Origin of the sequence: Ruegeria sp. HKCCD7251, assembly GCF_013031165.1 — a bacterium.
In the GTDB taxonomy this organism is placed as follows: domain Bacteria; phylum Pseudomonadota; class Alphaproteobacteria; order Rhodobacterales; family Rhodobacteraceae; genus Ruegeria.
Window position 1 is genome coordinate 546,307 of record NZ_WPZC01000001.1, and the last position, 25,174, is coordinate 571,480.

The window sequence follows — 25,174 nt, forward strand, 5'->3', positions numbered from 1 at the left end:
ACAAGGGAATATATACATATGGCGGGCAACAGCGGCGGCCCCTGGGGGGGCGGAGGCTCTTCGGGTGGCGGAGGAAATCGGGGTAACAACGGGAACGGGCAACGCCCGCCCGAAGGCGACGGCCCGCAGATCCCCGAGATCGACGAATTGATGAAAAAAGGTCAGGAACAACTGCGCGTCCTTATGGGCGGTCGCGGTGGTTCAGGCCGGGGCGGAAACGGGCAGGGCTCTGGCGGGGGCGGTCCCATTTTCACCAAGGGAACCGTTTTGATCGGCGTGGTCGTTGCAGCGGTTCTTTGGGGTGCGGCCAGTTTTTATACCGTCAAACCCGAAGAACAGTCGGTTGAACTGTTTTTGGGTGAGTTTTCAGCCGTCGGCAATCCGGGTCTGAACTTTGCGCCTTGGCCCTTTGTTACGGCTGAGGTTATCCCGGTAACGCGCGAACAAACCGAAGATATGGGCGGTGCGCGCGGAAGCGATGATGGCCTGATGCTGACCGGCGACGAAAACGTGGTCGACATCGACTATCAGGTCGTCTGGAACATCAGCGACCCGGCCAGGTTCCTCTTTAACCTGCGTGACCCGCGCCAGACGATCCGCGCCGTGTCGGAATCGGCCATGCGCGAGATTATTGCGCAAAGCGAGCTGGCACCGATCCTGAACCGTGACCGTGGTGTCATTGCCGAACGCCTGCAGGAACTGATTCAGACAACGATGGACAGCTACGATTCGGGCGTGAACATCATCCGCGTCAACTTTGACAAGGCCGACCCGCCGCAGGACGTGATCGCCGCCTTCCGTGACGTTCAGGCCGCCGCGCAGGAACGTGACCGTTTGCAGAACGTGGCCGACGCCTATGCCAACCGCGTTCTTGCCGAAGCACGTGGTGAAGCCGCGCAGGTTCTGGAAGAGGCCGAAGCCTATCGCGCGCAGCAGATCAACAGCGCACAAGGTGAAGCCAGCCGCTTTAGCGCGGTTCTGGAGGAATATTCCAAAGCTCCGGACGTGACGCGCAAGCGTCTGTATCTGGAACGGATGGAACAGGTGCTTGGCGACGTGGACAAGATCATTCTGGACGAAAACTCGACCGGTCAGGGGCAGGGCGTCGTGCCTTACCTGCCGCTCAATGAGTTGCGCCGCAATCAGGCTGAGGAGAGCAACTGATGCGTAAATCACCCCTTATCCTCATTGCCTTGGTGATCATTGGCGTTGTTGGTCTGTCTTCGATTTTCATCGTGGATGAACGTGAACGCGCGCTGGTCCTTCAGTTCGGTCGCGTGGTCGCCGTCAAAGAAGAACCTGGACTGGCGTTCAAAATCCCGTTGATTCAGGACGTTGTCCGCTATGACGACCGCATCCTTTCGATCGACGTGCAACCGCTGGAGGTCACGCCTCTGGATGATCGTCGTCTGGTCGTTGATGCCTTTGCCCGCTACCGGATTTCCGATCTGGAACAGTTCCGTCAAGCCGTTGGTGTCGGCGGCATTCCGGTCGCCGAAGATCGTCTGGACCGTATCCTGCGCGCCGAAACGCGTGAGGTTCTGGGTTCGGTGTCGTCCCGCGACATCCTGAGCTCGGACCGTGCGGCGCTGATGCTGCGTATCCGCAACAGTGCGATTGCTGAAGCCCGTGCGCTGGGCGTGAACGTGATCGACGTGCGCCTGAAGGCGACCGATCTGCCGCAGGCCAACCTTGAGGCGACATTCGACCGGATGAAGGCCGAGCGTGAGCGTGAAGCGACGGACGAACGCGCCCGTGGTAACGAGGCGGCGCAGCGTGTGCGCGCGCAAGCTGATCGTACCGTGGTCGAACTGGTCTCGGACGCCAACCGCGAGGCAGAGATCATCCGCGGTGAAGCTGACGCTGAACGTAACGCGATCTTCGCCGAAGCATTTGGCAAAGACCCAGAGTTCTTTGAATTCTATCGGTCTCTGTCCGCTTATGAGCGCGCGTTGGGCGGCAGCAACAGTTCGATGGTTCTGAGCCCGGATTCAGAGTTCTTTAACTATCTGAAGTCACCAACAGGGCAGGCATCCCAGTAATGGGTATGATCCTTCTGGCCCTCGGGCTGGTACTGATTGTCGAGGGGCTGGCCTATGCGCTGGCCCCTTCGCTTATTGAACGGATGCTGGAAGCATTACGATCGCTGCCTGAACAGGCGCGACGACTGGCGGGGCTGCTTTGCGTGGTCAGCGGCTTTATCCTGCTTTGGGGCGCGTATCAGGTCGGGTTTTAGTGCCGTGGTTTCAATTGCAGGTGATTTCCCCGCGATCCTCAGTTGCGGGCCTGATTAAACCGACTACATTAGTTGCCAAGAGGGAGGCGTTCATGCGCGATCCCGCAGAATTGACGACAAGGAGTACCCAAGTGCAGGCACAAGCGCGCAGTATTTCCGTCCGAGCGGACGACAGGGTTGGTTTTTTGCGGCTGATGTGGCTGGCATTTGCGGGGATGTTGATAATCCTGGCGCAGACATCGGCAGCATTTGCGCGCGGGGAAAGCCTTGCGCCGTTGGCCGAAAAGATCAGCCCGGCGGTGGTGAACATCACAACCTCGACCCTGATCGAAAATCAGACCGGGCCGCAGGGCATCGTTCCCGAAGGGTCGCCCTTCGAAGATTTTTTCCGCGAGTTTCAGGACCGGGGCAATAATGGCGAGAACGCCCCGCGACGCAGTAATGCGCTTGGGTCGGGGTTCGTGATTTCAGAGGATGGTTACATCGTCACCAATAACCACGTGATCGCCGAAGCGGATGAGATTCTGATCGAGTTCTTTCCGGGTGACGGACAGCCCAAGAAGGAATTGCCTGCCAAGGTAATTGGCACGGACGAAAAAACCGATATTGCGCTGCTCAAGGTCGAGGCGACGGGGCCGCTGCAATATGTCAAATTTGGCGATAGCGACGTGGCCCGCGTAGGCGATTGGGTGATCGCGATGGGCAATCCGTTGGGTCAGGGATTTTCGGTCTCAGCCGGGATCGTATCGGCCCGCAACCGTGCGCTGAGCGGATCTTATGACGACTACATTCAGACCGATGCGGCGATTAACCGAGGTAACTCGGGCGGGCCGTTGTTCAACATGGACGGCGAAGTGATCGGTGTGAATACGGCCATTCTGTCGCCCAATGGTGGTTCGATCGGGATTGGGTTTTCGATGGCATCGAATGTTGTCGTTAAGGTTGTGGACCAACTGCGTGAGTTCGGTGAGACCCGCCGCGGCTGGCTGGGCGTGCGCATTCAAGACGTGACCGAGGATATGGCCGAAGCCATGGGACTGGACAAACCGGGTGGCGCTTTGATCAGCGATGTGCCGGACGGGCCGGCAAAAGACGCCGGTTTGTTGGCTGGTGACGTGATCCTCAGCTTCGATGGGGTCGAGGTCGAGGATACGCGCGGCCTTGTCCGTCAGGTTGGCGAAACCACAGTGGGCAAGTCGGTCCGCGTGGTCGTGCACCGGGATGGTGGAACGCAGACTGTTCTGGTGACACTCGGACGGCGTGAGGACGCTGAGCGGTCTGAGGACGGCGAGGAAGAAACGTCAGAAGCGCCAGTTGAGGAAAATGCCGACATACTGGGTCTTACGATCTCGCCTTTGACGGATGAGATGCGTACCGACATGGGCTTGGATGAAAACGCCGAAGGTTTGGTTGTAACTCAGGTTGACGAAGCCTCGGAGGCCTACGCAAAGGGATTGCGCTCGGGTGACCTCATCACCGAGGCTGGCCAGCAAAAGGTCACTTCGGTCGAAGATCTGGAAGCACGGATGGACGAAGCGCGAGAGGCTGGGCGGAAATCCCTGCTGCTTTTGGTGCGCCGTGGCGGTGACCCGCGATTTGTGGCTCTAAGCTTGGAAGAGTGAAATTCGGGTCTACTTGAATGAATGGGCCGGGGCGTTTGCTCCGGCCTTTTTTCTGTTCTGCAAAGAAGTGAGCCACACGCCGGGGAAGGCGCGTGGCTCTGATACAGGGAGAGGTCAGTGGACAGATATCGGGGATGATTCTCTGACCTCCTACGGTAACAATTACGAAGATAGTCTTAACGCAGCCGGTCGTATGTGAAGCAGGTCACAACGGATCAGATCAGATCGGATTCCGCCAATTCGCGCAGGGCTTCGAAGTCATGGATCATCAGACCGCCGCGTGATGCCTCGACCACGTTATCGCGCTTCCAGGTCGAGATTGTTTTGGATACGGCTTCCCGTGTCGCGCCAACGAACTCGGCCAGTTCGCTCTGCGACAGGGTGATCCGTTTGGCAGGGTCGTCCTGAAGGCCGGACAGGTGCAGCAGCTTACGCGCCAAACGGATGGGCATTGGCAGAAAGACCTGCTCATTCATTTGCGATCCCATCCAACGCATACGCAATCCCGCAAGGCGGATCAAATCGACCGCAAGATCGGGATGCTGACGGATTTGGTTCATTACGTCGCTGCGCCGGACGCGTAGAACACGGGACGGTTCAGCAGCCGCAATCGTGGCGGTGCGCGGTCCGTTGTCGAACAGGGCGATTTCACCGAAGATTTCGCCCGGCTTCATCAGGCTCAATGACAGTTTTCGACCACTCATGGCCAGAAAGGACACTTCCAATGTGCCCTCAGTGAGGGCGTAAAGTGAGTCACCTTCGTCACCTTGTTCAAACAGGGTCTCACCCTGTTCAAGCGAAATTTCTGTCGCCTGGGCAGAAAGCATGGCCCTGAGCCTGTCAGACGCCTCGGCCAAAAAGCCGCTGTTTGGGATGGCCGTCATGTGGATGTGGTGCTCCGGCTGCCAATGGTGAGTGGTCCCACAACTTTCCACAGCTATGACGTTTAGCCAAGGATTTTATGCGAATTCCGAAAGTTGGCTGTGCGTTGGCGCTCCACAGGACCGGTTCGACCACCCGGTTTACTGATGATCGGGGTCGTCCATATAGCTTTGTAGCATGCTGAACTGAAGCATGAGAAAGACCATCAACGCGATCGGAAACCCGAACGTTTCGATCTTGACCCAAAGGTCGGTGGACATCGTGCGCCAGACCAATTCGTTGGCCACGGCTAGAACTGCAAAACACCCGCACAGTCGGCGCGTGAGGATCATCCAGCCCTCGTTGCGCATGGGAAGCATTTCATCGAGAACATAGGCGAGATAGGATTTACCCTGCAGCAATCCGATGCCAAGGATGATCGAAAAGAACCCGTAGACCAGCGTGGTTTTCATCTTGAAAAACCGTTCGTCATTGAACCAGGCTGTCAGGCCGCCGAAGAAAATGACCATGAACGCGGTGAATATCTGCATCCGGCTGAGTTTCCCGGTCAGGTACCATAGCACGGCCATTGCAGACAGCAACAGGGGCACGAAGATGATGGTCGCGACGATGAACCCGGAATATTCAGTTCCGGCAAGCTCGAAACTGTCATCCCGCAAGCGTAGGTAGATGAAGAAAAAGGCCAGCGGAGGGCCAAGTTCCAGCACCTGCTTTAGAAATGGATTGATTTCTTTCTTGCCTGTCATGTCAGTTTCCTGCTGTTTACCCGCCCATTTCAACGATTACGGCGCCTAATGCAATCAATGCCATCAAAGCGATCCGCCTTGGCCCAACGGTTTCTTTCAGAATCAGCCAGCCGATCAGGGCAGCAAAGACGGTCGAGGTTTCGCGCAGAACGGCAGCCTCGCCAACTTTGTCCAATCGCGTTGCCAGCATGATAGAGCCAAAGGACAGCGGGGCAATGATGCCACCAGCCAAACCGCGCAGCATCAAAGGACCGATCGCGGGCCGGTTGACCATCGCACGCCATCTCAGGAAGGCGTAAATGGGCATGGTGGCGCCGTCGATCATGAAGAACCAGGCCAAAAAGGTGAAAGGGTCGGCGGTCGCGCGTATGCCATAAGCGTCATAGGTTGTGTAAAGCGCTACGAACAATCCGGTGGCGATTGCCAGCGCCAGGGCGATCCCAAGCGTTTCGCGGTTGGTTTCGAGAAAGCGGAAGTTGTAGGCCGCCAGTCCGAATATGCCGGCCAGCAAAACCGCGACACCCAGCCATTGGATGCCGGTAAAAGTCTCACCGAACAGCAGGTAGGCGCCGATAACGGTGAACAAGGGGCCGGTTCCACGGACGACCGGGTAAACGACGGTGTATGAGCCTTTGGTATAAGCCATAGCCTGTAGCGTTTTGTAGACGATGTGAATCAGCCACACGACGGCGAAGATGGGCCACATGTAGGGCTCTGGCCACGGCACGACGAAAAAGGCAAAGGGCGCTGCCATCAGGCAGTAACACGCGTCGATGGCACCACGGGACAGCCAGGGATCGTGACGACCCTTCTGCAATGCTCCGAAAGCCGCGTGAAGGAACGCCGCCATCAATGCCAATCCCAGCGCGAGCTGATGGCCTGCTTCGGTGCCTTCGAGTGAGATCAGCCAGTCGCTCAAGTGTCGGATCTTTGCGTTGGGAGGTGAGTGTGGGGGGCTGTCTGCCCCCCACACCCCCCGAGGATATTTTTAGCCAGATGAAGCGGTGGATCAGCTTTGGTCAAGGCCGGTGAGGGCGGCGGCGAATTCTTCAGGGTCGAAGGGGGCAAGGTCGTCGATCTGCTCCCCAACGCCGATCGCGTGGATCGGTAGGCCAAATTTGTCCGCGAGCGCCACCAGAACGCCGCCTTTGGCCGTGCCGTCCAATTTGGTCATCACAAGACCCGAGACATCGGCCAGCTTGCGAAATGTCTCGACCTGACTGAGTGCATTTTGCCCGGTGGTCGCGTCCAGCACCAAAAGGGTGTTATGCGGAGCGGTTTCGTCGACCTTGCGGATGACGCGGACGATTTTGGCGAGCTCTTCCATCAAATCGGCGCGGTTTTGCAGGCGGCCAGCGGTGTCGATCATCAGCAGGTCTGCTCCGTCCTCTTGCGCGCGCGTGAGGGCATCGAATGCGAGAGAGGCGGGGTCGGATCCTTCGGGCGCTGTAAGGACGGGCACGCCGGCACGTTCGCCCCAGACTTGAAGCTGTTCGACCGCCGCAGCCCTGAATGTGTCGCCCGCTGCAATTACGACCTTTTTGCCTGCAGCTTTGAACTGGCTTGCGAGTTTGCCGATTGTTGTGGTCTTTCCGGATCCGTTCACGCCGACCACAAGCACCACCTGAGGGCGCTTGGGGTAGATCGGCAGCGGTTTGGCGACAGGCTCCATCACGCGGGAAACTTCCTGTGCCAGCAGCTGTTTGATTTCCTGTGTTGAAAGTTTGCGGCCCAAACGTCCTTCGGCCATGTTGGAGGTGACGCGCAAGGCGGTGTCTACACCCATGTCCGAGGCGATCAACAGCTCTTCGAGTTGTTCCAGCATGTCGTCGTCAAGCGTGCGGCGAATAACGGTTTTTGCCTCGTTTCGGCTGAACATCCGCGCCAGAACACCTTTGGACGGTGCGGCCTCAGGTGGCGGGGGGGCTGGCATTGGGTCTGCCGGAACTGGTTCAGGGGTTTCAACAGGTTGCGGTTGAGGCTGTGGCTGCGGAACTTCAGGTACGGGTTCTGGCTGCGGCTCTGGCTCGGGGATGACAGGGTTAGGGGCTGTTGTTTCTTCGCCGCCATCTTCAATGATGGCGTCCAACCCCTGTTCGAGTCGGGACGAGGATTTGAACAGCTTGTCCTTGAGCTTTGAGAAAAACGCCATTTTTGGTCTCCGCAGATGTTCCTCTCACCTAATGCGGATTTGAACCAGTTGCAAAGGGTCACAGAAAGGCAATCAACAACCCGGCCTGAGCGCCCCAGTACAATATCCACACCATGTAAGGCGTGAGGCGGAGGCTTGGATGATTTTGGGGCAGCAGGAACTTTTCCGTCGCTAGGATCAGGTCGGACGCGATAAAGGCCAACGCTGCGGGCAACGCCCAACGCAAAGGGCCGATGTCGGGCACTGCCAAAACGGTAAGACCCATACCGAGGATAATCGGGATATATCCAAGAACGGGCACCTTTAACTCTCCGGCGCGGGGGGCGAGCAAGGTTACGGCAACGATGCCTAATATAATCAGCGACCAGAAGAAGCCGGGCCTGTCGAAGATAAGCGCTGTTTCGCTGGACGGATGGGACAGAAACAAAGCGATATAGGCCAAGTGTCCGGCAGCAAAAGCACCGATGCCGGCCATGAATGTGGCGTCGGAGTCCCGAGACAGTAATGCGTCGCCGACCGCGCAGAGAGCCAGAGCTGTGGTCAGCAACAGTGGCGCGCCCTGTCGGGCTGCGATAAGCGCAAGTATGGCAACCGACAGCGTCTTTAGGACTGACCTCGGCCAACTTGCGGGTTTCGGTGACATCGGCAAATACGCAAGCGCGCAGGCTGCGGCGATCAGAAACAGGGCGGTCATTTGGCGGCTCTCCCGTAATATGGTTTTTTGAACAGCGTCGCCGGGAACTCGGCATTACCTCAACCTGTTAAGTTGGGTAAGTCGTGCGTTGCGCGCAGAGTTGGCGTTGCTGCACCACATCTGCGAAGATGATCATATGCTGAGGTCTATCGCGATTCTGATGGTAATGTCCGGTCCGGCTGTGGGCGCGGAGCCTGGTCTTTCGGGATCGGAATTTGATGCATACACACGCGGGAAAACTCTGTTCTACGGGTTTCAGGGGCAGGTTTACGGGGTTGAACGTTACCTGCCAAACCGCAGAGTTATATGGTCTTTTTTGGATGGGGACTGCAAGGAAGGTGTTTGGTACGAGCAAAGCGGCCAGATATGTTTCCTGTACGAGGATCGTCTGGATCCGCAATGCTGGGTGTTCACGGATTCGGGGAGCGGCTTGATCGCTCAGTTTGAAGGGAACCCGGACAGAACCGAGCTGTATGAAGCCGATGAGATCGACGAGGAAATGGTCTGCCACGGCCCCGACGTCGGCGTTTAGCGCGCCCCTTAAAATAGCGATCCCTGGTCCGGAGTATCCTTTGATGGCGTTTTCTTCTGCGATGGACGTGACGGGTTTGCCTGACCTGTACTTAGCACACCGTCCGCGAACTCGATCTCGAAGGAAGCGTGCTTTCCAGCCTGTTCTTTGGTCGTCAGGACCTGACCTTCTGCGCGCACCACTGCGTAGCCCCTTTCTAACGTCGCTTTGTAGCTGAGTGTTTCGCGCAGACGGTCCGTCGCCTCAAGATTCTGGCGCATCCGGTCGAGACGTGCGGTCTGCGCGCCGCTCAGGCGTTCCGCCAGTCGGGTGACGTTATTTCGCTGCGCTTCGATCTCGCGCTGGATTGGCCGCAGGGTCAGCCGGGAAGACAGGTTGCGAACGGCCTCTTGCCGCGCCGCCACCAGATTGCGCAGCGTGGCCGGACGCAGATGTGCAGAGATCTCAACGACACGCAAACGCCGGTTCTGAACACTTCGGTCAAGCGCGGGTGCCAGCCTATCTGCAACAAGATCAAGGCGTTGGCGCGGAATGTTCAACAAGGTATCCGGTCGTGGCAAGGCCCGGGACAGATCGCGCAAACGCTGGGCGCGGCGTTGAACCGCGTCTGTGGCCGAACGGGAAAGACGCGCGCCTTGTTCTCCGGTCCAGGCCAACAGTTCCATACGAACGGGAACCGCCAGTTCCGCTGCGGCCGTCGGCGTGGGTGCGCGTCGGTCAGAAACGAAGTCGATCAGTGTTGTATCTGTTTCGTGCCCCACGGCCGAAATCAGTGGAATATCCGAGGCGGCGGCGGCGCGCGCGACGACTTCTTCGTTAAAGCCCCACAGGTCTTCGATCGACCCACCGCCACGGGCGACAATGATCAGATCGGGACGCGGCAGGGTGCCTCCGGGGGTCATTCGGTTGAATCCCTGAATGGCGTTCGCCACTTCGGGTGCGCAGTTTGATCCCTGTACGGCCACCGGCCAGATCAGCACCTTGCGCGGAAACCGGTCGCGCAGACGGTGCAGGATATCGCGGATCACAGCGCCTGATGGTGATGTCACAACGCCGATGATCTGCGGCAGGTAGGGCAGAACCTTCTTGCGCTCTGGCGCGAATAGCCCTTCGGCTTCAAGCTGTTTCTTGCGTTTTTCCAGCAGCGCCATCAGGGCACCTTGTCCGGCGACCGCGACTTCATCGACATTCAGGTTGTACTTGGATTGTGCACCGAAAGCTGTGAGGCGACCGGTTACAACAACCTCAAGCCCTTCTTCCGGCACCACGGACAAGCCCGAGATTTGGCCCTTCCACGTGGTGCACGCCAGCACGTTTCGGTCATCCTTGATGTCGTAATACAGATGGCCCGAGCGCGCTTTGAACACGCGTCCGACCTCGCCGCGCACACGGATTCGGCCAAACGCGCCTTCAAGCGTGCGCTTAACCTCTCCTGAAATGTCCGAAACGCTGTATTCGGGGGTGTTTTGGCCGGGAATGGGGTCGTCAAGCAGGTCGGACATTTCAGCGCCTTGTGTCAAATGCCTGCCCAGCTTAGAACGCGCGGAAGGCGAGGCCAAGCAGATCGGAGAGCAGTCATGAATATCCTCATTCTCGGCAGTGGTGGGCGGGAGCACAGCCTGGCCTGGGCAGTGATGCAGAACCCCAAATGTGATCGACTGATCGTCGCGCCGGGAAATGCCGGAATCGCGCAGATCGCCGAGTGCGCGGCGCTTGATATCGAGAATGGCGGCGCAGTGGTCAGCTTTGCCGAGGAAAACGCGATTGATTTTGTGATTGTCGGCCCCGAGGCGCCTTTGGCAGCCGGGGTTGCAGATCGGTTGCGAGAGGCGGGCGTTCTGGTCTTTGGTCCGTCGGCAGAAGCAGCCCGGTTGGAAGCCTCTAAAAGCTTTACCAAGGAAATCTGTGATGCCGCCGGTGCTCCGACTGCGGCTTATGCACGGTTTACCGAAGCCGACCCCGCCAAAGCCTATATTCGCGAGCAGGGTGCGCCGATTGTAGTCAAGGCCGATGGTCTGGCCGCAGGCAAGGGTGTGATCGTCGCGATGGACGAAGAAACCGCGCTGGAGGCGATCGGCGATATGTTCGGCGGCGCGTTTGGTGGGGCCGGGGCCGAGGTGGTGATCGAAGAGTTCATGGAGGGCGAGGAGGCCTCTCTGTTTGTGCTTTGTGATGGCGAGAACATCCTTTCAGTCGGCACAGCGCAGGACCACAAACGCGTCGGCGAAGGCGATACCGGTCTGAATACCGGCGGAATGGGGGCGTATTCTCCGGCACCGGTTCTAAGCGCCGAGATTGAGGCACGCGCAATGGATGAAATCGTGCGCCCGACGATGGATGAGATGAAGCGTCGCGGCGCGCCGTTTCAGGGCGTGCTTTACGCGGGCCTCATGATCAAGGATGGACAGCCGAGGCTGGTGGAATACAACGTGCGCTTTGGAGACCCGGAGTGCCAGGTGCTGATGATGCGTCTGGGCGGGCAGGTGATGGACCTTATGCATGCCGCGGCCGAGGGACGCTTGGCAGAGGCGCGCGTGAACTGGGCGGATGACCATGCGATCACCGTTGTGATGGCGGCGAACGGGTATCCGGGAGCTTATGAAAAGGGAAGTGTTATCAACGATTTGGGCGCACTTCCTGAAGACAGTAAGAACATGGTTTTCCACGCGGGAACCAAAGCTGAGGATGGTCAAATTCTGGCGGCGGGCGGTCGTGTGCTGAACGTGACTGCACGGGGGGAGACTTTGCAGGACGCGCGTGACCGGGCCTATGCGATGGTGGACGGGATAGACTGGCCCGGCGGATTTTTCCGCCGCGATATCGGCTGGCGCGCGTTGTAATCCAATTGCCGGGCTGCGCCCGTCTTGAATTCTTGGGGCGAGGGGCGCTGCCCCGCCGCCATTGGCGCTTGCGCCAATGGCGGCTCCCCGGGATATTTATAGCCAGATGAAGGGCGGATCAGCAGTTCGGGGTTTGGGTAAGGGTCTTGCGGTCTTTGAGCGGACCGAGATCGGTTTTTATCCAGCCGTTTCTGAAGGTGACACTGATGATGCGGGACCAGTCGGCGCTGGCCAAGATCAGTTCGGGACCTGTCGTGCAATAGACTAGACCGCCAGCGATAAATGCATCTCCGATACGGTGATTGGTCAGGCCGGGAAGAGTAGCGATTTCAGTAAGTTTGCCGTCCGAGTAGCGCCAGATGCGCAGGGTTTTGACCAAGTGCGGGCGATCTACATAGGCGATTTCGATTTGGCCGTCATTGTCCAGATCCCAAATCCCTGCAGGGGCAAGCCAGCGGTTGCGAGTGCCAATATGAGGCGTGGCAGCTATCTTTTCGCCGCGTGCATTATAGATGGCGAGTTGTGCGCCGGTGTTTTTCTGAGATTCCACGACGATGACCTCGTTTGTTCCATCAAGGTCAACGTCTGACAATCGGGGGGCGAGGTCCTCGAACACCCGGTCCTGCGGCAGTCGGATCGTTAGTACCGACTGTTCGTTCGACCGTTCCTCGGGGTCGGTGCTTTCAACGGTGATTTCCAGTGCACCATATTCGATATCGTCCCCCAAAACGCCATGGGCATAGCGTGTGGTGGGTTCGGTGTACCGTGCGGCAGTTACAGTGTCGGCGGCGGTGGCGAAGCCAACTCCGGAAAACCATAACCCAAACGCCAGCAGCGCGCCGCGGGTCCCGCGTTGCCACAGGCGAGCGGGCAGGCGCGGCGCTTTGGACTGCATTAGATCTGTTTTTCCGGCATCTGAACGACCAGACCGTCCAGCTCATCCGTGACCTTGATCTGGCAGGTCAGGCGCGAGCGGGCAGGGTCGGGTTCAAAGGCAAAGTCCAGCATGTCCTCTTCCATGTCATCCTTGGCGGGAACTTTCTCGACCCAGTCGGGATGGACATAGACGTGGCAGGTCGAGCAGGCGCAGGCGCCGCCGCAATCGGCCTCGATGCCGGGGATGTTGTTGTCGCGGGCCCCTTCCATGACGGTCAGTCCGTTGGCGACCTCGACAGTATGCTCGGTACCGCCATGCTCGACATAGGTGATCTTTGCCATTGCGTGCGTCTTCCTTTTTCGATTGTCGAATTCTTCCTTAGTGAAGGCATTTAGGTCTGACCAGCCTCATTTGCGACTTGGCGCGCTATGTCTGGACTTTCTGGCTGCATGTTCTATTTTTGTTCTCATGCTTGTTGCCCCTGTTCGCCCTACGGTTTCAAACCGAGACTGGCCGCGCCCACCTGCCTGTCTGCCAGCCAAGCGGCTGGACGACCCACCCGAAGGCGCGCGGGTGGCCGTTGCCGGGTTGGTGATCCTGCGGCAGAGGCCGGGGACGGCCAAGGGGGTGATCTTTCTGACGCTTGAGGATGAGACCGGTATCGTGAACGTGGTGGTCTGGCGTGCGATCTACGAACGCTTTCGCCGCGCCGTGATCTCGGGTCGGTTGTTACGGGTCACGGGGCGTATGCAGCGTGCGCATTCGGTGACCCATGTGATCGCCGAAGAGATCGAAGATATCTCAGGGATGCTGGATGTACTGGTGCGGGGGAAGGGGTAGTCACGTAAGCTGACTTTGCTGCCGTTCAGTTCATACAGCCCAACATCCGAATAAACTTCTGAGGCGCATTCTCTTACGGCGTGATTATGGACAGCGTTGTCTCAAGTGCTTGGTGAGCCATTTCACGGGCCTGTTCGACAGACATATCAACAAATGTCGGGTCCAAGTTACTGGTGCTAACGGTTAGACGTGATCCATTGCCAAATGGTTGCCAAACCCAACACTGAGTTTTACTCCCTTCTTCTGACAACAGACAAATGGAACCTTCGGTCAGATCGCCTTGCTTCTCTTTCTTGAGCGACCCTCCCTCTCTCCAGTAGGGCATGGGAAAGCTTGGTTCGGTATCTGTAGCGATCAGAACTTTCCCGATGTGACGGTATGGATAAGGTGAGTACATACCGCACCAGTCAGGCGCCTCATCGGCTTCACATAAAGAAGTCAAACGTGGATGGTTCGATCTCGGGGTTATCCAAACCAAGTCCATATCGATTTCTTGTGCGCCGTTTCGACTAATTCTACACAAGCGCGAATAGCCAGATTTTCTATCCAATCTACCGAAGAAGCTAATATTCCGCCCCCTCTCAAGACGAGGGCGCAGCTCTGGTGGAAGACTCAAGGTTTCACCGGCTAGGCGAACTTGAAGAGTCTTTCCAAGACAAGCGTTTGGGACGTATTGGTTCCAAAGCGCGCGACCCGCATAGGCACTGGTAACAATGACCGGAATCAATATTGAAATCGCCAATGAGACCCGCGCCAATCTCATGACACTTCCCCATCCCGCGCCTACTAAAATTAATGCAATAGATGGAACAATTGTGAGCACATACCCTAGCCCAGCGTGATCACCAGTTGGCGAAATAGACCATAAAAAAACAGCCGGGAGCGCCAATGCCATAAGAAGAAGTGGAGCACGGACCTTCCATCCAAAACGAAACGCCACTGCTGAAAGTAGGGCAACACCCGCCAAGACAAGGGAGAAAATTGTAGGGTCGTTGAGCGGGAACATAACAGGGCACCTTTTCCCGCAAGTTGTCCGAGGAACATACGCTTTGCAACCAGTGGCCGAGAGACTCTCAGATAACTCGCCCCTGAAGCCCTGGAAATTTCTGGAATAGCCGACATTGGTTGCATTGCACGAGACGGCACCAATGGGCTCAAAGAAGACATTCGTATGAGGTGGATTATCGCTTGAACAAAATCCCCTGTGCCTGCCTGTCCCTATGATCTCCGCGCAGTTCGGCATGTAACGCCCGCCCTGCCAGAACCCCCGGACGAGCGCTGACCGTTTCAAGCCAGCGAGCGAAATGCGGTTTGTCACCTAAAACCTGTTGCTGACCTTCCCACAGGCTCGCCCAGCCCCAGATCGACATATCTGCGATGGAATAGAAATCGCCTGCCACGTACTCATTCTCGGCCAGTCGACGGTCCAAAACGCCATACAACCGCCCGACCTCGGTCCGGTAGCGATCCTTGGCGTAGGGTAGATCCTGCGGTGGTTCGAGGTTGGGGGCGTATTTAAGGAAGTGATGCGCCTGACCCGCCATCGGTCCGACGCCGCCCATTTGCCACATCAACCATTCTTCAACCGCCACACGATCTCTCTCCGTCGTGCCATAGAACCGGCCGGTCTTGCGGGCCAGATACATCAGGATCGCGCCGCTTTCAAAAACCGAGATCGGCTGTCCGTCCGGTCCGTCCGGGTCGACAATCGCAGGCATCCGATTGTTCGGAGCGATTTTCAGAAACTCGGGGTCGAACTGGTCGCCCTTACCGATGTTGATCAGATGAGTAGTGTAGGGCAACTCCATCTCTTCCAGCGCGATAGAGGCCTTCCAACCATTTGGCGTGGGCCAGAAATACAAGTCGATCATGATGTCTCCTCAGGTTGAGAGGATCATGGGGCTTTCTGACCGAAGGGCAATAGCTGTTGTGACTGAGATAAGGCAAAAAGCCGTGACCAGCGGCGGTATGCCCGGCACAAGATATTGTGGCACCGTTTTGCCTGGGCGCTATGGCGCTTGGGTGAGCGGGGCGAAGCGGACCCGTGACGTTGCACCGGTCAGGGTTGACGCGCTGACAACTGAGGCGTAAGCGCAAGGTAATACGTGGCGATTTGTTACCGGATTGCGGGCCACGCTAAACAACACCGCTAAAAGGTCAGGATGAAAGGCCCCTTTCGCTTGACCGCGTCTGGGGTTTTTTTGATGCCCTTGCCAGACAAGGGCCGAGAGGAATGAGATGAGCGAGAGCTGGAACAAACGCACCCAAGCCGTCCACGGCGGCATTCGTCGCAGCCAATATAACGAAGTGTCCGAGGCGATCTTTCTGACGCAGGGCTTTGTTTACGAACACGCTGAACAGGCCGAGGCACGGTTCATCGAAGCCGGCCCGGATGAGTTCATTTATGCCCGCTACGGAAACCCGACCGTGTCTATGTTCGAACAGCGCATCGCGGCGTTGGAAGGGGGCGAGGACGCCTTTGCCACCGCGTCTGGTATGGCGGCGGTGAATGCTGCTTTGACCTCGATGCTGAAAGCGGGCGACCATGTAGTTTCGGCCAAGGCTTTGTTTGGTTCTTGCCTGTATATCCTTGAAAACATCCTGACCCGCTATGGGGTCGAGGTGACGTTTGTAGACGGCACCGATCTGGACGCGTGGCAAGCGGCGATCCGCCCGGATACTAAAGCCGTGTTTTTCGAGTCCATGTCGAACCCGACGCTCGAAGTGATCGACATTTCGGCTGTTGCCAAACTCGCCCATGCTGTCGGCGCGACCGTGATTGTCGACAACGTTTTTTCGACTCCGGTCTTCTCGCGTGCGATCCAGCAAGGTGCGGATGTGGTGGTTTATTCTGCAACAAAGCACATTGACGGGCAGGGGCGGGCGCTTGGCGGCGTCATCATAAGCACCAAGGATTTCATTCGCGGAACTATCGAGCCGTATCTCAAACACACCGGGGGGGCGCTTAGCCCGTTCAACGCGTGGGTGATGTTGAAAGGTCTGGAAACGATGACCTTGCGGGTCAACGCGCAGGCCGAGTCTGCCCAGATCATTGCCGAGGCGTTAGAGGGGGATGCCGCGCTGGAACGCATATTGTATCCCGGCCTGAAGACACACGCGCAGAACGCTTTGGTTCAGTCTCAACTAGGCGGCAAGGGCGGCACGGTTCTGTCATTGGACATCAAGGGTGGAAAAGAGGCTGCATTTGCCTTCCTCAACGCGATGACGATTCCGGTGATTTCAAACAATCTTGGGGATGCAAAGTCGATTGCAACCCATCCGGCTACGACGACCCATCAGCGCCTGAGTGACACGCAGAAGGATGAATTGGGGATCACACCGGGCCTGATCCGTTTTTCGGTTGGGCTTGAGGACGCAGGCGACCTGCTTGCCGATATCAGGCAGGCATTAGCCGCTTCTCAGCGATAAGGAAGCGTCCAGACCTGATAGGGTTCTGTCAAAGGTTAGTGTGCGGGGTGGTAAATTGCTTTTCCCGCACCGAAATTCGATCCGGACTGTGTTTTCCGACGTATAGAGAATAATTGGTAAACACGCCAAAGCTGTATATAGTCCGGCGACCAACCCCAAGGAAACCCGATCGATGAACGTGCATCCCCGTGACATTGACGAAGCCCCAAACAATGACGAAGCCGCAGCCGCGCTGAAGACGCTGCGCAAATGGGCCCAGACCGCGACCGAGGCCGAGATCAGCCAGCTTGATCCCGCAATCGCGCGCCTTGTTCCGGGGCTGGTGCCGGTTAACTATCCCTCGCTGTCGCGCGAGTATCCCGAAGGGTTCGAGGTTGACGCAGCCTATCGCTCCACGCTGCCCGATCTTCAAAACGGACCGTCCAGCCTGATCCGTGGGGCAAAGCAGCAGATTCAGCACGTTGGCATCTCGAACTTCCGCCTGCCGATCCGGTTCCACCGTAAACAGGGCGATGATCTGACGCTTGAGACCTCGGTCACCGGCACGGTCAGTCTGGATGCCGAGAAAAAGGGCATCAACATGTCCCGGATCATGCGGTCTTTTTACAGACATGCCGAGCGGACATTCAGTTTTGAGGTCATGGAGGCTGCGTTGAGCGATTACAAGACCGATCTGGACAGCTTTGACGCGCGGATACAGATGCGGTTTTCCTATCCCGACAAGGTGAAAAGCCTGCGTTCGGGACTTGAGGGCTATCAGTACTACGATATCGCGCTGGAACTGGTCGAACAGAACGGCGTGCGCCAGAAGATCATGCATCTGGACTATGTGTATTCCTCGACCTGTCCCTGTTCGCTGGAACTGAGCGAACACGCGCGGTCCACGCGCGGCCAATTGGCAACACCACATTCGCAGCGCTCGGTTGCGCGTATTTCCGTTGTGGTGGACTGTGATGCAGATTGCCTGTGGTTCGAAGATCTGATTGCGTTGTGCCGCCGCGCGGTGCCCACGGAGACGCAGGTCATGGTCAAGCGCGAGGACGAACAGGCCTTTGCCGAGCTTAATGCGGCCAACCCGATTTTTGTCGAAGATGCCGCGCGGCTATTCTGCGCCGAGTTGCTGGCGGACCATCACGTGGGTGATTTCCGCGTTATCGCCAGCCATCAAGAAAGCCTGCACAGCCATGACGCAGTGTCTGTCCTGACGGAAGGGCCGACATTTGTGTCAGCCAGCCTGGACCCAAAGCTGTTTTCAACTCTGTTTCACGTCGGGTGAGGTTTTAAGGTCTCAGTATTGACCTTACGGCATGTTTTTGCCGCATCGCAGCGAAAAATGCTGCAACAGCACAATCTTTGAAGTAGGCTCATGTGGAATGCAGCCGTGGCAGGGCCGTTTCTTGGCGGTACGGGCCACTCCTGAAGGAAGCTGAGACGTGCGACGCCTGAAACTGCGCGACATCGCTTTCCGCCCGAAACTTCGCGGCGGGCAGGGCTTATTACTCTTCGGCTGGCTGCGTTGTTTTCAGAGGAGAAACTACGTATGAACCCGATTATCCAGCCATTGGAATTTCAGGCTGCCGCCATCAAGATGGCGGGCTATGCGGTTAGCAACCAAATGAAAATAATGCATATTTTGACGCAATCGGCATTGGAGTTGCCGGTTGTCTCGGTGCATGCGTTGCACACGTCTTCGTCTGCACCTGAGCCGGTTACACCCAAGCCAAAAGCCAAGCCAAAGGCAAAGCCAACCGTACGGAAAACGGCGCGCAAGGCCGCGCCGACTGTGAAAGAAAAGCCCGCTGTGGCTGCGAAGACAGTTGCAAAACCCAAGGCCGAATCATCTCAACCCAATGCGGCGGCTAAAGCTAAACCAGCAAGTGTTGCGGCCAAACCTGATGCGAAACCTGCGGCGCGCGCTGGTCGGACAACAGTCGCAAAGCCTGCTGCGCCGAAAGCGCCTGCAGCGCGTAAACCCGTCGCTAAGACTGCCCAGGCCAAACCTGCTGTTGCACAGCCCGCGCCCAAGGTGGCGGCTGCACCGGTTGCCCCGAAACCTAAGGTCAGCAAACCTGCACCCGCAAAACCTGTGACTGTTAAGCCTGTGGCTGCAAAACCGGCGGCCAGCAAACCTGCGGCTACCAAAACAGCCACCGCAAAACCGGCTGCCGCGAAACCTGCGGCTGCAAAACCGGCAGCGCCAAGCAAAGTGGTTGTAAAAACTGTTGCGCAGAAGGCCGAAGCGGAAAAGCCCGCGGCCCCTGTACGGCGAACGCGTGCCCCGTCCAAACCTCCGGCAATGCCAGTGCCGACCGGCAGAACGACCAAGTAAAACCGGACTATTGCTTGACACCGTCGTGCAGGCGCGCCAACGCTGCGCCTCATGACGGATATGCGCCCGGTTGGATATGTGATTGGCCTCTTGGTCGCCATTCTTGGGGCGACCATGATTTTGCCGTTGATTGCGGACCTGATCGAGGGGCGCGGCGAATGGCACGTTTTCCTTGAAAGCGGCGTCATCACTGTCCTGACCGGGGTGGTTCTGGCAATGAGCTGTTCGAACGGCGTCGGGGAAGGTCTGACAATTCGACAGACCTTTTTGCTGACCACGGGAGTGTGGGTGGCTCTGCCCTTCTTTGGTGCCATTCCGTTTCTGTTCGGTGAGACTGAGCTGCGCTTTGTTGACGCCTATTTCGAGGCGATGTCAGGTCTGACAACGACCGGTTCTACCGTTATTTCGGGGTTGGATGACCTTCCTCAGGGGTTGCTGCTGTGGCGTGGTGTGCTCCAGTGGCTTGGGGGTATCGGGATCATCGTTGTGGCGATGGTATTCCTACCCGAACTCCGTGTCGGAGGGATGCAGATCTTCCGCTCTGAAGGGTTTGAAACCATGGGGAAAATCCTGCCGCGTGCGCAGGAGATTGCCGGGCAGATTTCTCTGATCTACGTGTTTCTGACCTTCGTCTGCGTTCTGGTCTACGCGGGCTTTGGCATGAGCTTTTTCGACGCTTTGGTGCATGCGATGACGACGATCGCGACGGGCGGGTTCTCGAACTATGACGACTCGTTCGCAGCGTTTTCTGGGCCGACCGAGTACGCTGCGGCAATTTTCATGATCCTCGCCGCGCTTCCTTTTGTGCGGTACGTGCAGCTTGCAAATGGCAATACGCGGTCCCTTTGGCAGGATAGCCAAATACGGACGTTCCTGATCACCATCATTGTGCTGGTGCTGGTCATGACGGTGTTTTTGCTGTGGGTCTTCCCGCATCACTGGGAGCAGGCGTTTCGGCAATCCCTGTTTAATATCACCTCGATCATCTCGGGCACCGGGTACGCCAGTGTGAACTACATGACCTGGGGAAGCTTCCCAGTGATGGTCTTCTTCCTGATCGGCTTGATCGGCGGGTGCGCGGGATCAACCGCATGCTCCATCAAGGTTTTCCGCTATCAATTGTTGTTCGCCTCGATCAAAACCCAGATCAGGCGCATTCGATCGCCGCATGGGGTTTTCATGCCGCTTTACGATGGGCGCCCCATCGGAACGGACGTGCTGACTTCTGTCATGAGCTTTTTCATGTTTTTCGTCCTTTCGATGGGCATTCTGGCCTGGGCGCTGGCCTTGACCGGGCTGGATTTTATCACGGCGGTGTCCGGGGCGGCGACTGCGTTGGCCAATGTGGGGCCGGGGCTGGGGGAACAGATCGGTCCGGCTGGTAACTTTGCAGGGCTAAGCGATACGGCAAAGTGGCTGCTTTCGATTGGTATGCTGGTGGGGCGTCTTGAATTGTTGGCCGTGTATGCCCTGTTCACCGTTCAATTCTGGAGAAGCTGATGAAAAGACCGCTTGGTGCGCAGATATCGCATATGCTGAAAGAGCGTGGTGTGGATGTGATCTTTGGTATTCCGGGCGTCCATAACCAAGAGATGTATCGCGGTATCGAAGAGGCGGGCATAACGCACGTATTGGCGCGGCACGAACAGGGTGCGGGCTTTATGGCGGACGGTTACGCCCGCGCGACAGGCAAACCCGGCGTGGCCTATGTGATAACCGGGCCGGGCCTGTGCAACATCATGACTCCGATGGGGCAGGGCTATTCGGATTCAGTCCCGATGCTGGTCATCTCGTCCTGTCTGGATGAAACGCAGGCTGCGAGCGGTCAGTTGCACCAGATGAAGGATCAGCGCGCCGCAGCTGAGGCCGTGGCTGACTGGTCGTGTCAGGCCAACACCGCGCAAGCCGCTTATGGTTTGGTGGAGCGCGCGTTTGAAGAGTTTGCACTGGCCCGTCCGCGTCCCAAACATATTCAGGTGCCGATTGCCCAGCTTGAGGCTGAGGCTGATGCCGCGCCATTTCCAAACCAATTCGGGCTCAGGACCAGCGTCAAGCCGCCGGATGTTGCCCCGGTTCTGTCAATGCTCAACATCGCGCGGCGGCCATTGTTCATTTTGGGTGGAGGCACGCGGTCGAACCTTTGGCGTCAGATACTGACGCAATTGGGGGCCGCTTGTTTTACGACTTTTGCAGGTCGGGGCATGGCCGGTCTGAATTATGCGTTGGATTTTGGGGCCCACTTGTCGCGGCCGGGCAGTGCCGAGGTGATCGCGTCGGCCGATCTGGTCGTCGCGGTGGGCGCAGAACTGGGCGAAGTTGACCTGTGGCGTAACGAATTGGGTAACACGGCAAGCCTTGTCCGCGTGGATCTGGATCCCAAAGTGCTGTCGGATCACCATCGCGCTGCGGTCAAACTTCAAATGGATGGTGAGAGTTTCGCCCATGCTTTGTGGGCCTCAATTGACCATGTGAAACCCGCGACCGGTTGGGCAAAGGAAGAGGTGGCCGAGGCCCGGGCCCGTTGGAAGGCCGAAGTCGACGCCGTGCGTCCGGGTGTTGTGCCCGTGATCGACGCACTGCGCGACGCGTTGCCGGCTGATACGATGATTTATTCAGACATGACCCAGTTCGCCTATGTCGCGAAAGAGGTTTGGGATATGGCCTATCCCTATCTCTGGCATCACCCCACGGGGTTCGGCACCCTTGGGTATGCGCTGCCTGCGGGAATCGGTGGAGCCGTGGCCCGCCGCGGAAAGCCGACAGCCGTCATCGCGGGCGACTATGGTTTTCACTACACGATGATGGAGCTGGGCGTTGCGGTTGAATTGGGGCTCTCATTGCCCATAATCCTGTGGGATAACGGTAAGCTAAAAGAGATTGAGGACAGCATGGTCCGTGGCCAGATTGCACCCAATGCTGTCGTCGCGCACAATCCCGACTTTTGCAGACTGGCCGAGGCATTTGGTGCGTTGTCGGCAGAACCATCCAGTTTGGATGAAATGCAAAAGACTGTGCGGGCAGCGCTCGACGCTCCGGTCCCGACGCTGATCCGGGTCACTCCGGATATTGTCTGAAAAAAACGCCGCTCGAATGAGCGGCGCTTTGGTTTACTGGGCTCTTGGTTAGTCCCAACAGTGAACCAATACCGTCATTCCCGTGGCCCGGCGATTCAGTTCATTCGGGGTAACCTGTGCCGTGGCCTGCCCGGACTGCCCCGATACGCCAGCCTTATCCAAAATCTCGTTCAGACGTGCCGCTGAAGCTGCCAAACTGACCGAGGCGGGCAGGGTGCGCCCGTCTGACGGTGTTGGCAGCAACATGCCAACCACTTGGCCACTATCGTCAAAAACCGGGCCGCCCGCGTCGCCGGGTAGGGCGGCCAATGCCAGGCGTTTCACACCTTCTTCACCGTTCAGGCCGCGAATGTCTGCCACTTGGCCGTATGTCAGTGTCGGAGCACCCAATGCCCCCTCGTAAGAGAACCCCGAAACCGCCACTTCGGATTGAATTCTGGGTGTGTCAGAGTTGAATTCCGCAATGCTGATCGGCGCAAGATTGTTTTTGGGCCGCAGGACAGAGACACCTAAATCCGCGTCGGTCCAGGCAACCTGCAACTCTTGCTCATCGTCCAGTGTCACGCGTGCGCAAGTGTCGGCTGCCTCGGAAACGGTAAGAACCGTACCGCTGGAATCCGCGAAGAACCCCGAGCGTGAAAGACGCGGTTTGCGCACCTGCAAACCAGATACAAGGTCGACGCGCTGATCTGCGTTCGCCCCTGCACCCGCGTCCAGAACAGCGTCAGTTGTCGTGAAGCTGGCTTTCATCGCGGCCAGAACGCGCGCGCGGCGCGCCTCGTCCCCGTCGGGCCAGACGAGGGTAAAGCCTTTGATTGCGCCGTCTTTCAATTGTGCTTGTGTATAGGACACGATGTCGTTTCCGCGCCCTTCGATCATAAAGCTGTCTGCGCGCAACTGTCTTGGGCCCTCCATGGGGATGATCTCAAGCGATTGCATAACTTCGTAGAGCGCGCGCAGCGTGTCCTTGCCGCCGTCCTGACTGATCAGCAGGGCTTTGGCGTCCAGACTTGAGGTGCCGTTGAAATGAGCGAACGGTGCCTCGTACCGCTCGAATTCAACCACGCTCAGTGGCATGTCCAGATTTATCCCGGCCTGCGGGTCGTTATGGCGTGCCATGCCTACACTGATCAGGGGTGCATTGTAGGCATCCATCAGTGCCTGCCTTTGGGCGGAGGTCAGAACGCCTGTGGCCTCAAAGCCGTTGAATCTCTGCCAATCGCCCATCGACCGGCGTGTGCCCGGACCGAACGCGCCGTCGATTGTCGAGTTATAGAACCCGGCGGCCTGAAGCGCCGTCTGCAAGTCTTTGCGTTCCTGTGCGGTCAAAAGACGCTCGCTCTGAAGGGCTTGCGCGCGGCTTTCATCTGAAACTTGGGGCGTTAGTCCTGTCACGGGCTGCTCGGCCGCAGGCTCGACAGGTGGCGTTACGACCCCTCGGTCCAGAATGTTGACTCCGACGGGCCAGAACTGCTGCTCCAATGAGTTTGAGAACGCGATGTAGCTGTCAGCGGGGATTTGGCCCTCAGCGCGGTAAACCCTCAGGACCTGCTCGGCGTCGTTTTGCAAATATGGTCCGATTACAATGGCATACCAGCCAGAGTTGAGGCGAAATCCGTTGACGTCTGGCAATACGTTGGCGTAAGCCTGCGCCCGTTCCTGCGCCTCACGAAGTGAGGGCTGTGCCTCGACCTGAACCCAGACGCCAGCGTCTTGCTGCGCAAATACGGCGCGCACGCCAAAGAAGAATAGAAACAGAATTGCAGTGAATATGCGTGTCATTGTCTGCCCGTGTCCGCAGTGTTTTATCTTTGGGTCAGACTAAGCGATTTGCACCATTGAACGCTATGCCCCGATTACGGGGAATTTCCAGTGTGGCGGTCCAGTGACAGCCAAGGTGCACTGGGACGTTGACGCCCATTGGCCCCTTGCATAGGAAGGGCAAAACCCATCGGAACCGGGCGCAAATCCGCCCAAAGGGAAAGTCATGACCGAACAGTCCAGCGCACCTCGTTCTTTTCAGGAGATAATCCTGCGGCTACAAACCTATTGGGCCTCGAAAGGGTGTGCCATTCTACAGCCCTACGACATGGAAGTTGGCGCAGGTACGTTCCACCCGGCGACCACGTTGCGCGCATTGGGGTCAAAGGCTTGGGCAGCCGCCTATGTGCAGCCCTCGCGTCGCCCCACAGACGGGCGATACGGTGAAAACCCGAACCGGCTGCAGCACTATTATCAGTATCAGGTGTTGATCAAACCCAGCCCGCCGGACCTGCAAGAGCTGTATCTGGGGTCGCTTGCGGCGATCGGGATCGACATGGATCTGCATGACATCCGTTTTGTCGAGGATGACTGGGAAAGCCCCACCCTTGGCGCGTGGGGGCTGGGCTGGGAAGTCTGGTGTGACGGTATGGAAGTCAGCCAGTTCACCTATTTCCAGCAGGTCGGCGGCCATGACTGCGCGCCTGTTTCAGGCGAGCTGACCTATGGCCTTGAGCGTCTGGCCATGTATGTGCTGGGCATCGATCATGTTATGGACATGCCGTTCAACGATCCCCAATCCCCCAGCCCATTGATATACGGTGATATCTTCAAGCAGACCGAAGAGGAATACGCCCGCTGGAATTTTGACGTGGCCAATACTGAGGTTCTGCTGCGGCATTTCGAAGAGGCCGAGGCCGAGTGCGCCACTATTTTGGCGCAGGAACATGACGACCCGAAAACCGGCAAGCGGATCGTGATGGCGCATCCGGCTTATGATCAATGCATCAAGGCCAGCCACATTTTCAATCTGCTGGACGCGCGGGGGGTGATCTCGGTCACTGAGCGGCAGGCTTATATCGGTCGTGTTCGGGCGTTGGCCAAGCAATGCGCGGACGCCTTTGTGATGACTGAGGCCGCCGGGTTCGAGGCCTGATGCC

Annotated in this window: 24 protein-coding genes and 1 riboswitch; of the genes, 12 read left to right on the plus strand and 12 right to left on the minus strand. The window is 57.8% G+C overall.

Annotated features, from left to right (window positions below):
• Positions 1-18 precede the first annotated feature (18 nt).
• The 4 genes from hflK to GOX75_RS02710 all read left to right on the plus strand — a co-directional run bounded on the left by hflK (position 19) and on the right by GOX75_RS02710 (position 3,858).
• Positions 19-1,164, plus strand: coding sequence for an FtsH protease activity modulator HflK (gene hflK, locus GOX75_RS02695; RefSeq protein WP_171121052.1), 1,146 nt, complete (start codon positions 19-21; stop codon positions 1,162-1,164).
• A complete protein-coding gene (hflC, locus tag GOX75_RS02700; RefSeq protein WP_170482680.1) occupies positions 1,164-2,042 on the plus strand; it encodes a protease modulator HflC in 879 nt (292 codons plus the stop codon). Before hflK ends, hflC begins: the two co-directional genes overlap by 1 nt.
• Positions 2,042-2,236 carry a DUF2065 domain-containing protein gene (locus GOX75_RS02705; RefSeq protein WP_170482677.1) on the plus strand — a complete coding sequence of 65 codons (195 nt, stop codon included), beginning with the start codon at positions 2,042-2,044 and terminating at the stop codon, positions 2,234-2,236. The genes hflC and GOX75_RS02705 overlap by 1 nt, the downstream gene beginning before the upstream one ends.
• Before the next feature lie 92 nt (positions 2,237-2,328).
• A complete protein-coding gene (locus GOX75_RS02710) occupies positions 2,329-3,858 on the plus strand; it encodes a Do family serine endopeptidase (protein WP_171121054.1) in 1,530 nt (509 codons plus the stop codon).
• Between the two features lie 215 nt (positions 3,859-4,073).
• Here GOX75_RS02710 and GOX75_RS02715 read toward each other — a convergent pair whose 3' ends face one another.
• The 5 genes from GOX75_RS02715 to GOX75_RS02735 all read right to left on the minus strand — a co-directional run bounded on the left by GOX75_RS02715 (position 4,074) and on the right by GOX75_RS02735 (position 8,332).
• Entirely contained in the window at positions 4,074-4,742 is a 669-nt protein-coding gene (locus GOX75_RS02715) for a Crp/Fnr family transcriptional regulator (protein WP_171121056.1), read from the minus strand.
• Between the two features lie 138 nt (positions 4,743-4,880).
• The gene (locus GOX75_RS02720) at positions 4,881-5,486 is read right to left on the minus strand and encodes an inner membrane-spanning protein YciB (RefSeq protein ID WP_171121058.1); all 606 of its coding nucleotides are present in this window, start codon (positions 5,484-5,486) and stop codon (positions 4,881-4,883) included.
• 16 nt (positions 5,487-5,502) lie between these two features.
• Positions 5,503-6,405 (minus strand): EamA family transporter, encoded by a 903-nt coding sequence (locus tag GOX75_RS02725; protein ID WP_171121060.1) that lies wholly within the window; start codon positions 6,403-6,405, stop codon positions 5,503-5,505.
• Between the two features lie 90 nt (positions 6,406-6,495).
• Entirely contained in the window at positions 6,496-7,638 is a 1,143-nt protein-coding gene (gene ftsY, locus GOX75_RS02730; RefSeq protein ID WP_171121062.1) for a signal recognition particle-docking protein FtsY, read from the minus strand.
• Between the two features lie 58 nt (positions 7,639-7,696).
• Positions 7,697-8,332: a lysoplasmalogenase gene (locus GOX75_RS02735; protein ID WP_171121064.1), complete on the minus strand. Its 636-nt coding sequence runs from the start codon at positions 8,330-8,332 to the stop codon at positions 7,697-7,699.
• A 136-nt stretch (positions 8,333-8,468) separates the two neighbouring features.
• Here GOX75_RS02735 and GOX75_RS02740 point away from each other — a divergent pair, with 136 nt between their 5' ends.
• Positions 8,469-8,864: a hypothetical protein gene (locus GOX75_RS02740; RefSeq protein WP_254428679.1), complete on the plus strand. Its 396-nt coding sequence runs from the start codon at positions 8,469-8,471 to the stop codon at positions 8,862-8,864.
• Between the two features lie 8 nt (positions 8,865-8,872).
• On the opposite strand, the gene xseA is transcribed toward GOX75_RS02740, so the two are convergent.
• Positions 8,873-10,366, minus strand: a complete 1,494-nt coding sequence (gene xseA / locus GOX75_RS02745; protein ID WP_171121066.1) for an exodeoxyribonuclease VII large subunit — start codon at positions 10,364-10,366, stop codon at positions 8,873-8,875.
• A gap of 75 nt (positions 10,367-10,441) precedes the next feature.
• Here xseA and purD point away from each other — a divergent pair, with 75 nt between their 5' ends.
• On the plus strand, positions 10,442-11,704 hold the full coding sequence (gene purD, locus GOX75_RS02750) for a phosphoribosylamine--glycine ligase (RefSeq protein ID WP_171121068.1): 1,263 nt from the start codon (positions 10,442-10,444) through the stop codon (positions 11,702-11,704).
• A gap of 118 nt (positions 11,705-11,822) precedes the next feature.
• Here purD and GOX75_RS02755 read toward each other — a convergent pair whose 3' ends face one another.
• On the minus strand, positions 11,823-12,599 hold the full coding sequence (locus GOX75_RS02755) for a VCBS repeat-containing protein (RefSeq protein WP_254428680.1): 777 nt from the start codon (positions 12,597-12,599) through the stop codon (positions 11,823-11,825).
• On the minus strand, positions 12,599-12,922 hold the full coding sequence (locus GOX75_RS02760) for a 2Fe-2S iron-sulfur cluster-binding protein (RefSeq protein WP_171121070.1): 324 nt from the start codon (positions 12,920-12,922) through the stop codon (positions 12,599-12,601). The genes GOX75_RS02755 and GOX75_RS02760 overlap by 1 nt, the downstream gene beginning before the upstream one ends.
• A 127-nt stretch (positions 12,923-13,049) precedes the next feature.
• Between GOX75_RS02760 and GOX75_RS02765 the strand changes: the two genes are divergently transcribed.
• Positions 13,050-13,421: an OB-fold nucleic acid binding domain-containing protein gene (locus GOX75_RS02765; RefSeq protein WP_171121071.1), complete on the plus strand. Its 372-nt coding sequence runs from the start codon at positions 13,050-13,052 to the stop codon at positions 13,419-13,421.
• 73 nt (positions 13,422-13,494) lie between these two features.
• Here the strand turns inward: GOX75_RS02765 and GOX75_RS02770 are convergent, their stop codons facing one another.
• Together GOX75_RS02770 and GOX75_RS02775 are read right to left on the minus strand one after the other, a co-directional pair.
• Positions 13,495-14,427 carry a hypothetical protein gene (locus GOX75_RS02770; protein WP_171121072.1) on the minus strand — a complete coding sequence of 311 codons (933 nt, stop codon included), beginning with the start codon at positions 14,425-14,427 and terminating at the stop codon, positions 13,495-13,497.
• Positions 14,428-14,602: 175 nt separating this feature from the next.
• A complete protein-coding gene (locus tag GOX75_RS02775) occupies positions 14,603-15,292 on the minus strand; it encodes a glutathione S-transferase N-terminal domain-containing protein (RefSeq protein WP_171121073.1) in 690 nt (229 codons plus the stop codon).
• A gap of 224 nt (positions 15,293-15,516) precedes the next feature.
• Positions 15,517-15,594: riboswitch (SAM riboswitch) on the plus strand.
• Positions 15,595-15,659: 65 nt separating this feature from the next.
• On the opposite strand from GOX75_RS02775, the gene metZ reads away from it, so the two are divergent.
• Entirely contained in the window at positions 15,660-16,850 is a 1,191-nt protein-coding gene (metZ, locus tag GOX75_RS02780) for an O-succinylhomoserine sulfhydrylase (RefSeq protein ID WP_171121074.1), read from the plus strand.
• Positions 16,851-17,022: 172 nt separating this feature from the next.
• Positions 17,023-18,126, plus strand: a complete 1,104-nt coding sequence (folE2, locus tag GOX75_RS02785; RefSeq protein WP_171121075.1) for a GTP cyclohydrolase FolE2 — start codon at positions 17,023-17,025, stop codon at positions 18,124-18,126.
• Positions 18,127-18,692: 566 nt separating this feature from the next.
• On the opposite strand, the gene GOX75_RS20545 is transcribed toward folE2, so the two are convergent.
• A complete protein-coding gene (locus GOX75_RS20545; protein WP_171121076.1) occupies positions 18,693-19,232 on the minus strand; it encodes a hypothetical protein in 540 nt (179 codons plus the stop codon).
• Between GOX75_RS20545 and GOX75_RS02795 the strand changes: the two genes are divergently transcribed.
• Both GOX75_RS02795 and GOX75_RS02800 read left to right on the plus strand, forming a co-directional pair.
• Positions 19,231-20,679, plus strand: a complete 1,449-nt coding sequence (locus GOX75_RS02795) for a TrkH family potassium uptake protein (protein WP_171121077.1) — start codon at positions 19,231-19,233, stop codon at positions 20,677-20,679. The genes GOX75_RS20545 and GOX75_RS02795 overlap by 2 nt on opposite strands.
• Positions 20,679-22,253 carry a thiamine pyrophosphate-binding protein gene (locus GOX75_RS02800; RefSeq protein WP_171121078.1) on the plus strand — a complete coding sequence of 525 codons (1,575 nt, stop codon included), beginning with the start codon at positions 20,679-20,681 and terminating at the stop codon, positions 22,251-22,253. Before GOX75_RS02795 ends, GOX75_RS02800 begins: the two co-directional genes overlap by 1 nt.
• A 48-nt stretch (positions 22,254-22,301) precedes the next feature.
• On the opposite strand, the gene GOX75_RS02805 is transcribed toward GOX75_RS02800, so the two are convergent.
• A complete protein-coding gene (locus tag GOX75_RS02805) occupies positions 22,302-24,035 on the minus strand; it encodes a serine protease (RefSeq protein ID WP_171121079.1) in 1,734 nt (577 codons plus the stop codon).
• Positions 24,036-24,240: 205 nt separating this feature from the next.
• Between GOX75_RS02805 and GOX75_RS02810 the strand changes: the two genes are divergently transcribed.
• Positions 24,241-25,170: a glycine--tRNA ligase subunit alpha gene (locus tag GOX75_RS02810; protein ID WP_171121080.1), complete on the plus strand. Its 930-nt coding sequence runs from the start codon at positions 24,241-24,243 to the stop codon at positions 25,168-25,170.
• Positions 25,171-25,174 lie beyond the last annotated feature (4 nt).

Bases quoted from the DNA above. Each gene is read 5' to 3' on its own strand.
- hflK (WP_171121052.1), top strand. From the start codon at position 19: ATGGCGGGCAACAGCGGCGGCCCCTGGGGGGGCGGAGGCTCTTCGGGT.
- hflC (WP_170482680.1), top strand. From the start codon at position 1,164: ATGCGTAAATCACCCCTTATCCTCATTGCCTTGGTGATCATTGGCGTT.
- GOX75_RS02705 (WP_170482677.1), top strand. From the start codon at position 2,042: ATGGGTATGATCCTTCTGGCCCTCGGGCTGGTACTGATTGTCGAGGGG.
- GOX75_RS02710 (WP_171121054.1), top strand. From the start codon at position 2,329: ATGCGCGATCCCGCAGAATTGACGACAAGGAGTACCCAAGTGCAGGCA.
- GOX75_RS02715 (WP_171121056.1), bottom strand. From the start codon at position 4,742: ATGACGGCCATCCCAAACAGCGGCTTTTTGGCCGAGGCGTCTGACAGG.
- GOX75_RS02720 (WP_171121058.1), bottom strand. From the start codon at position 5,486: ATGACAGGCAAGAAAGAAATCAATCCATTTCTAAAGCAGGTGCTGGAA.
- ftsY (WP_171121062.1), bottom strand. From the start codon at position 7,638: ATGGCGTTTTTCTCAAAGCTCAAGGACAAGCTGTTCAAATCCTCGTCC.
- GOX75_RS02735 (WP_171121064.1), bottom strand. From the start codon at position 8,332: ATGACCGCCCTGTTTCTGATCGCCGCAGCCTGCGCGCTTGCGTATTTG.
- GOX75_RS02740 (WP_254428679.1), top strand. From the start codon at position 8,469: ATGCTGAGGTCTATCGCGATTCTGATGGTAATGTCCGGTCCGGCTGTG.
- xseA (WP_171121066.1), bottom strand. From the start codon at position 10,366: ATGTCCGACCTGCTTGACGACCCCATTCCCGGCCAAAACACCCCCGAA.
- purD (WP_171121068.1), top strand. From the start codon at position 10,442: ATGAATATCCTCATTCTCGGCAGTGGTGGGCGGGAGCACAGCCTGGCC.
- GOX75_RS02755 (WP_254428680.1), bottom strand. From the start codon at position 12,599: ATGCAGTCCAAAGCGCCGCGCCTGCCCGCTCGCCTGTGGCAACGCGGG.
- GOX75_RS02760 (WP_171121070.1), bottom strand. From the start codon at position 12,922: ATGGCAAAGATCACCTATGTCGAGCATGGCGGTACCGAGCATACTGTC.
- GOX75_RS02765 (WP_171121071.1), top strand. From the start codon at position 13,050: ATGCTTGTTGCCCCTGTTCGCCCTACGGTTTCAAACCGAGACTGGCCG.
- GOX75_RS02770 (WP_171121072.1), bottom strand. From the start codon at position 14,427: ATGTTCCCGCTCAACGACCCTACAATTTTCTCCCTTGTCTTGGCGGGT.
- GOX75_RS02775 (WP_171121073.1), bottom strand. From the start codon at position 15,292: ATGATCGACTTGTATTTCTGGCCCACGCCAAATGGTTGGAAGGCCTCT.
- metZ (WP_171121074.1), top strand. From the start codon at position 15,660: ATGAGCGAGAGCTGGAACAAACGCACCCAAGCCGTCCACGGCGGCATT.
- folE2 (WP_171121075.1), top strand. From the start codon at position 17,023: ATGAACGTGCATCCCCGTGACATTGACGAAGCCCCAAACAATGACGAA.
- GOX75_RS02795 (WP_171121077.1), top strand. From the start codon at position 19,231: ATGACGGATATGCGCCCGGTTGGATATGTGATTGGCCTCTTGGTCGCC.
- GOX75_RS20545 (WP_171121076.1), bottom strand. From the start codon at position 19,232: ATGAGGCGCAGCGTTGGCGCGCCTGCACGACGGTGTCAAGCAATAGTC.
- GOX75_RS02800 (WP_171121078.1), top strand. From the start codon at position 20,679: ATGAAAAGACCGCTTGGTGCGCAGATATCGCATATGCTGAAAGAGCGT.
- GOX75_RS02805 (WP_171121079.1), bottom strand. From the start codon at position 24,035: ATGACACGCATATTCACTGCAATTCTGTTTCTATTCTTCTTTGGCGTG.
- GOX75_RS02810 (WP_171121080.1), top strand. From the start codon at position 24,241: ATGACCGAACAGTCCAGCGCACCTCGTTCTTTTCAGGAGATAATCCTG.